Source organism: Micromonospora sp. NPDC049903, from assembly GCF_044460945.1.
Taxonomy (GTDB): domain Bacteria; phylum Actinomycetota; class Actinomycetes; order Mycobacteriales; family Micromonosporaceae; genus Micromonospora.
Genome location: NZ_JBITKL010000029.1, coordinates 56,772 through 64,600 on the forward strand (window position 1 = coordinate 56,772; position 7,829 = coordinate 64,600).

A 7,829-nucleotide genomic window follows, 5' to 3' on the forward strand; every position below is an offset into this window, starting at 1 on the left:
CGACCGACCCTCAGGTGGGTGGATTTGTTGTCGCCGGGGTGGCTAGCCGTACATGGTCACGATCAACGGCGTCCAACCCATCCGTTTGCGGATGGTTTAGATCCTTTACATCGCCTATATAGGATTGTGGATGGGTTGCGGCTTGGGTCGCATCAACGGTGGCTTGAGGCGCGTCTCCCGTGATGGTGATCTTGATGTGGGCTCGCTGTGCGTTGTGAATGCGTACATCGAGTTTGAGGATGTCGAAGAGTTGGCGCAGTAGGCGCTCGGGCAGGCTGGTAAGGGAGGTTTCGAAGTAGGGCATGGCGTCGAGCAGGGTGGCGTCCCCAGCGGTGGGCACGGTTTGAGTAGCCGATAGGTCGGCGAGTCGGGCTTCGGCGTCGGTGCGGCGGTTTTCGAGTGTGTTGAACCGTTCGCGTAGTTTCGCCCGCCACGCCTTGTTGTCGACGGCCGCTTCTTCCAGTTCGATGCTGAGGCTGTCTTGTCGGCTGACGATGTCGTTGAGGGTGCGGGTGGCGGCGGCGACGGATTCGGCGTGTGCTTCGGCGAGGTGGCGGGGTGCGGCTTTCTCTTGGGCGGCGAGGTGTTCGCGGCGGTGGGGTCCGAAGACGCGTTCGGCGATGATGTGGGTGATGGCGGGCAGGATGATGTCCTCGCGGATGTGGAGGGCTCCGGGGTGCTGTGCCATGAGTTTCTGCCCTCGGGTGTTTCGGGGGCCGGCGCAGCGGTAGTAGATGTTCTCGCCGCGTAGAGTGCCGTGCATGCGTCGGTGGCATTGTTCGTGGCGGAGGTAGCCGCGCAGCACGTAGGTGTTCTTGGTCGCGGGGTGGGTGTTGGCGTCGTGGCCGGGGCGATGTCCGCGCTGCCGGTCGCTCATTGCTGCGGCGGCTTGGAAGTCTGCCAGGGAGACCAGGGGTGTGTGGGTCTCGGTCGGTGACCAGACCCACTGGTCGATTGGGTTGCGGCGGTGGCTTCTCTTTCGCCGCACGGTGACGCCGGTGCGGGTGGTGGTGCGGTTCCACACCATGTGGCCGGTGTACTTCGGGTTGTTGATCACGTTGCGGACCGACTCCCATACCCAGAGCCCCACGGCGGTGTCCTTTCGCAGAGGCTCGGGCGGCGGGTACCGGTCCAGGTTGGCGTTGAGCCGGGCGGCGATCTCCCCGTAGGTCAACTCGCCCTCGACCCTCCACCGAAAGATTTGGGTGACGACCGGCCCACGGGTGGGGTCCACGATGAGGGTGGACTTCGTTCGTTCGCCGATCTTGTGGGGCTGATTGCGGTAGCCGTAGGGAGCGCGGCCGATGTTGTAGCCGGAGGCGGTGTGGGTCTTGAGTCCGTCCCAGGCTTGTTCGAAGGTGTTGATCGCGGTCCACTCGCCTACGGCTTGCTTGATCCGGCGTAGCAGGACTTTGGCGGCTTTCTTGCCGTCGAGGTCGATGGGTTCGTCGGAGGCGAATAGTTCGATGCCGTGGCGGGCGAGTTCGTACTCGATGCGGGTGTTGAAGTAGACGTAGCGGGCCATCCGTTCAGCGTTTTCGCAGATGACGGCGGCGAAGCTGCAGTCGGTCCGCTTCGCCTCCGCCAGCAGGTCCGCGAGCCCGCCTGCGCGTTCGACGGGCAGGTCGAAGCTCAGGTGCGCGGTCCCTGCGCCGCGTTCGTCGAACTCCATCCGCCCGGACTCGATGTCGACGAACCAAAGCACGATCTCCCACCCGGCGGGCAGGGCGGCGAGGCTGTTGTTCATCTGCCGGATCGCCGAGCCGACCGGGTCTTGAAGGTCAGCCGTGGACACCCGGATCAGTCCCGCCACGGGGACTCGGTCTCCCATGGTGGAGATCCGGGAGATCACACTCCACGGAGAGGCTGGGCCGGGACCACCCGGCCCGAGGGCCGACCGCGTCATCCGGCCCGCCCCGTGGGCGGGTGTCCCTAACTCGGTGCGGGGTGGTCGGCTATCCATTGCAATACCTCCCTGATGACGATCCACTGCTGTCGCGCCAACTCCTCAGCCTGAGACCCGGTCACATACTCGATTTCCACGGTGACCACCATGGCGGGTGGGCCTTTGGGATGAATCGCAATTTTGCCGCGCGAGTTTTCGGCGTCGATTTCTGTTTTGGCCGGCGGCGTGGGTGCCCGATTTGCATAATAGCCTGCGCGGGGTTTTCGGTCGTGTGGATTGTGGGCTGCGTCGCCCCGTTTTGGGATCCGCTCAGTTGATCCGTGGCCAGCGGATTCTTGCGGCCCGCCGCCCGGGTCGGGTCGCCCGATAGCCGCATCACAGACGCTGTGGTCCCTGGAAGTAGGGGTCACGGGTCGGGTCGACGGGCGGGTCTGCTCAGCCTCGAACCTTTTTGAATCTCGGTGGCTGGAGTCGGCGTTCGAATTCCGGTCAGCCATAGGCGAATCGGTTCTCGCGAGGCATGTCGACCCATAGCGCAATAGCATCCATCTTCACGATCGCGACCTGAAACATGATGCACCTCCCAAATTTTCAATTCCCGTCGAGCGAACTCGACGGGAATTAAATGTAGAACTTTGACCCTGGGCCGCTTGCTCGGCTTGCACCTGCCGCTTCGAAGCAATGCCCACATCCGGGCAGGCGAGGAGTTCCCCTGGCCGCATAGCCGGATTGGTTCGCTTTCTGGCCGCTTTTTATCTTCCGGAACTCAGCCTTAATTCAGGATGACGCCGGGCTGCTACCGAACCCGCGTAGCCGTCGATGGGCAAGTGTCAGACGATCCAGCGGTCTTGCTCTCTGCTGTCAGATTTTGGTCGGTTCGGTCTGAGGGACCAAGGTCGGCCGTATCGTGCTGGCGGTCATGGAGGATTCTTTGGTTCGTGGTTGGCCGGCTAGCACGGTCGTTCGGTGGACGGAACTGCATCGGCTGGCGGTAGCGGGCCGGGAGGCGGTGATCGCCCGGCACGTCGGTAGACGGGTGGCTCAGGCATGGCTGCGCAGGTCCCGGTTCGCGGATGTCGCAGCTCTCGCGAACGCGACCCTGACCCTCGGCCCGGACGCCGGCGCTCTCTATGACTTGGGATGGGCACAATTTTCCACGGGGCAACCCCGGCAAGCCCTGGCCAGCTACGAACAAGCCCTGCGCCTATACCGCGAGGTCGGCAACCGCGGCGGCGAAGCAGCCACGCTCAACAACATTGGCGGCGTGTACGACGGGCTCGGGGACCGACAGCAGGCCCTCACCTACTTCGAGCAGGCCCTACTCATCCAGCGGGAAGTCGGCGACCGCGTCGGCGAAGCCGCCACCCTCAGCAACATCGGCCTCGTGCACGACGGGCTCGGGAACCTCCAGCAGGCCCTCACCTACTTCCAGCAGGCCCTACTCATCCAGCGGGAAGTCGGCGAGCGCGTCGGCGAAGCCACCACCCTCAACAACATCGGCCTCGTGCACGACGGGCTCGGGGACCGGCAACAGGCCCTCACCTACTTCCAGCAGGCCCTACCCATCCAGCGGGTGATCGGCGACCGCGTCGGCGAAGCCACCACCCTGACCAACATCGGTGGCGTGTACAACGGGCTCGGGGACCGACGACAGGCCCTCACCTACTTCGAGCAGGCCCTACCCATTCAGCGGGAAGTCGGCAACCGTGCCGGCGAAGCCGCCACCCTCAACAACATCGGCCTCACGTACAACGGGCTCGGGGACCGACGACAGGCCCTCACCTACTTCCAGCAGGCCCTACCCATCCAGCGGGAAGTCGGCAACCGCGTCGGCGAAGCCACCACCCTCAACAACATCGGCCACGTGCACGACGGGCTCGGAGAACGGCAGCAGGCCCTCACCTACTTCGAGCAGGCCCTACCCATCCAGCGGGAAGTCGGCGACCGCGTCGGCGAAGCCACCACCCTGACCAACATCGGCCACGTGCACGACGGGCTCGGAGAACGGCAGCAGGCGCTCACCTACTTCGAGCAGGCCCTACCCATTCGGCGGGAGGTCGGCGACCGCGTCGGCGAAGCCACCACTCTCAACAACATCGGCGCTATCCGATTCCAGCAAGACGATCTGGCTGGGGCGAAGGAAGCCCTGGGTGAGGTTCTTGAGGTCTTCCGCGTCACTGGCGACCGCGGCTCGGAGGCCACGGCTGAGTTCAACATGGCAGCTGTGCTTTGGCGGATGGCACAGGTGGAGGATGCCATCGGGTGCCAGCGGCGAGCAGTGGTTCTGGCCGAGGAGACGAGCCATCCGGCGCTGGACCAGATGCGGGCGTTCCTCATTGATCTCAAGCGTGCGAGGGAAGGATAGATGGTGAGAACTGCCGTACTTGAGGTCTCGGGACCGGATGCCGGGCGGTGGGCGACGGAGCTGCGTGCGGCGCTTGCCGCAAGCGGCGGGACTGGTGATGCGGTGTCACCCGTGGAGGTGCAGCGTTCCGCTGAGGTGGTGATAGCTGCCATCGGGCTAGCGTTCGCGGGGGTCGGCGTGGCGAAGACGATCTGGGATTGGTGGTATTCCCGCCGTGCGGAAGGCGTTGCTGTCACAGTCCTGCTCGGCGACGGCACGCGGGTCGAGGTGTCCACCGTCAGCAGAGGGCAACTGGAGATTGTTCTCCAGCAAGTCGAGTCGCGGCACGGCTGAGAGCGGGACACCAGCATGGGCGAGACGAACAGCTACGAGTTGGAGATCTTCGAGCAGACTTCGGACTACTCGGAGTTGCGTCTGTCGGCAGGTGGGGGTGCGCCGAAGATCCGTGGTGTGGACAGGGTGGCGATCGATCATCTGATTGGCTTGGTGGAGCGCGATTACAGTCAGCATGCGGTGGCGCAGAGGGTGTTCGGTGCGGCAGCGCTTCATGATCTCGGCACGAGGTTGGCTGTCTTCTTCGACGGTGATGAGCGGTGGCTGACTCCGGTTCTGGACCGTCCTCCCGGCGTCACGTTGCGGATCACGGCGGAGGGGCGGTTGCGGCATCTGCCGTGGGAGTTGCTTGCTGTGGACGGGGCGTATCTGGCGGTTTCCAGTCCGGCGCCGCTGTTGCCGGTGCGGGCTGTCGGCACCAACGCGGCTCTCGGGGCGTCGGTTGAGGCTGCGAACCGGCCTTTGCGGGTGTTGTTCATGGCCACGTCTCCTGAGGGCGTGGAGCCCGTGCTCGGTTACGAGGCGGAGGAGGCGGCGATTCTGGCTGCCACCTCGCGTACCGGTGCCGAGTTGGTCGTGGAGGAGAGCGGAAGCCTGGACGGGCTTCGTTTCCTCTGCCGCGATCACGGCGCGGGGTACTTCGACGTGCTGCATCTGAGTGGCCACGCCGCCATCACTGCGGATGGTCATCCCGTCTTCCTGGTGGAGAACGAGTTCGGTGGGCTCGCCTACGCCACCGCTGACCAGATCGCCCAGGCCATGGCCGGGCACTGGCCTCGTCTGGTCTTCGTCTCCGGCTGCCTGACCGGGAACTCCCCCGACGCCGGCGTGTTCCCCTCGATGAGCGAGAGTCTGGTCCGGGCCGGCGCGCCTGCGGTGTTGGGGTGGGCGCTGCCGGTCGGTGACGTGTCCGCGACGGAGTTCGCCGCCGCGCTGTACCGGTCACTGGCGGACGGGCAGGCCCTGGACCGGGCCGTCGTCGAGGCCCGCCAGCACTTATACACGCAGAAGAGCGGCAACTGGCACCTGGCACGCGTCTACGCCGACAGATCCCCGCTCGCCCCGATGGTCACGGCCCTGCGCACCAAAGGGCGGGCCCGGATCCAGATCCGGGCCGCCGACCAGGAGTTCCTGGACCCGCAGAGCCGACTGTCCCGGGTCGCCTCCCGCGCCGCCTTCGTCGGACGGCGGCGCGTCATCCAGCGCTGCCTGCGTACCCTTAAACAACCCCACGGCGAAGGTGCGGCCGAGGCTCTGGTCCTGCACGGCATGGGCGGCCTCGGCAAGAGCAGCCTCGCCTCCCGGCTCCTCGAACGCATGCCCACCCACCAGCGTGCCGTCTGGTACGGCCGCGTCGACCTGACCAAGTTCCGGGAATTCACCACCAAGGTCGACTTCCCCAGCCTGGAGCAGCAGATCGAAGCGACCAAGCTGCTCGACACCGACCAGGCGCCCCTCGCTGTCCGGCTACGGCGCCTGCTGCACGTCGACGGACCACTCGGGCAGACGCCGTGCCTGTTCGTGTTCGACGACTTCGAGGACGGCAACCTCCACGAGCGCGACGGCGGGCACGTGCTCTCCCCGGAGATGGCCGACATCCTCCCGGCCTTGCTGAAAGCGATCCGCGACACCGGCAGTCCAAGCCGCGTCATCATCACCAGCCGCTACCGCTTCCCCGCACCCGCCACCACCACGATGGTCGTCGAATCCCTCGAATCCCTCACCGACATCGAGCAGGCGAAGAAACTCGCGAACCTGCCCCGCCTACGCCCTGGCTCCCTGATCGACCCTGACATCCGCGAACGCGCCGTCACCGCCGCAGCCGGTAACCCCCGCCTGCTCGACTGGCTTGACCTGATCGTCGCCGCCCCCCACCTCGACATCGACGGCCTCATCACCGCCATCGAGGAAGAAGCCGACCGATTCCGCCGGGAGACCATCCTCGCGAAGAATCTTCTCGACTCTCAGACTCCTGAGCTGCAGAAAATGCTCGCCAAAGTCAACGTCATCGAACTACCCGTACCCGCCGACACCGTCCACGCCGTCCACGACCACCCCGACGCCACCGACCACATCACCCGCGCTGTGCAACTCGGCCTCATGGAAGAAGGCACCGACCCCGACACCCGCCAACCCCGCTACTACGTCTCCAACATCCTGCGCCCCCTCATCCGCCCCCGACTCACCGACGACGAATACACCCAAGCCTGCGCCGCCGCCGCACGCTCCCTCTACAAACTCTGGATCACCGACCCCACCACACCCGAACCCACACCATGACCACACCCACCCAGATGATCGAGGTACACCGGCTGGCAGTGGCCGGGAGAGAGGCGACGATCGCCCGACACATCGGGCATCGGGCGGCTCAGGTGTGGCTACGCACGTCCCGGTTCGCAGACGTCGCGGCGCTCGCGAACGCGACCCTGACCCTCGGCCCGGACGCCGGCGCTTTCTATGACCTGGGGTGGGCACAGTTTTCCACGGGGCAACCCCGGCAAGCCTTGGCCAGCTACGAACAGGCCCTGCACCTGTACCGCGAGGCCGGAGACCGCAGCAACGAAGCCGCCACCCTCAGCAACATCGGTCTCGCGTACGACGGGCTTGGGGACCGGCAACAGGCCCTGACTTACTACCGCCAGGCCCTGCCGATCCGGAAGGATGGTGGTGACCGCGCCGGCGAAGCCACCATCCTCAGCAACATCGGCAGCGTGTACAACGGGTTCGGTGACTGGCAGCAGGCCCTCACCTACTTCGAGCAGGCCCTGCCCGTTAGCCAGGAGGTCGGCGACCGCACCGGCGAAGCGGCCATCCTCAGCCACATCGGTCTTGTGTACGACGGGCTTGGGGACCGGCAGCAGGCCCTGACTTACTACCGCCAGGCCCTGCCGATCCGGAAGGATGGTGGTGACCGCGCCGGCGAAGCCACCACCCTCAGCAACATCGGTCTCGTGTACAACGGGCTCGGTGACTGGCAGCAGGCCCTCACCTACTTCGAGCAGGCCCTGCCCGTTAGCCAGGAGGTCGGCGACCGCGTCGGCGAAGCGGCCATCCTTAACAACATCGGTCTCGTGTACAACGGGCTCGGTGACTGGCAGCAGGCCCTCACCTACTTCGAGCAGGCCCTGCCGGGTCTGCTGCACCGATAGGTGACAGTTTCAGTCACGCGGCCTGACTGGCCGGTGGGATCATGATTGTCTCGTACTCGATGGGGGTCAACCGGGA

Annotated in this window: 5 protein-coding genes; 4 read left to right on the forward strand and 1 reads right to left on the reverse strand. The window is 65.6% G+C overall.

All coding sequences use genetic code 11. The features are described 5' to 3' along the window. Positions 1-10: 10 nt before the first annotated feature. Positions 11-1,813 (reverse strand): recombinase family protein, encoded by a 1,803-nt coding sequence (locus tag ACIBO1_RS28355; RefSeq protein ID WP_396751709.1) that lies wholly within the window; start codon positions 1,811-1,813, stop codon positions 11-13. Positions 1,814-2,825: 1,012 nt separating this feature from the next. Between ACIBO1_RS28355 and ACIBO1_RS28360 the strand changes: the two genes are divergently transcribed. From ACIBO1_RS28360 to ACIBO1_RS28375, 4 genes are read left to right on the forward strand one after another with little or no spacing between them, the layout of a single operon-like run. Next, positions 2,826-4,271 (forward strand): tetratricopeptide repeat protein, encoded by a 1,446-nt coding sequence (locus ACIBO1_RS28360; RefSeq protein WP_396751710.1) that lies wholly within the window; start codon positions 2,826-2,828, stop codon positions 4,269-4,271. Further along, entirely contained in the window at positions 4,272-4,604 is a 333-nt protein-coding gene (locus ACIBO1_RS28365; RefSeq protein WP_396751711.1) for a hypothetical protein, read from the forward strand. Positions 4,605-4,619: 15 nt separating this feature from the next. After that, positions 4,620-6,884 carry a CHAT domain-containing protein gene (locus ACIBO1_RS28370; protein WP_396751712.1) on the forward strand — a complete coding sequence of 755 codons (2,265 nt, stop codon included), beginning with the start codon at positions 4,620-4,622 and terminating at the stop codon, positions 6,882-6,884. Beyond that, on the forward strand, positions 6,881-7,753 hold the full coding sequence (locus tag ACIBO1_RS28375) for a tetratricopeptide repeat protein (protein ID WP_396751713.1): 873 nt from the start codon (positions 6,881-6,883) through the stop codon (positions 7,751-7,753). The genes ACIBO1_RS28370 and ACIBO1_RS28375 overlap by 4 nt, the downstream gene beginning before the upstream one ends. Positions 7,754-7,829: the final 76 nt, after the last annotated feature.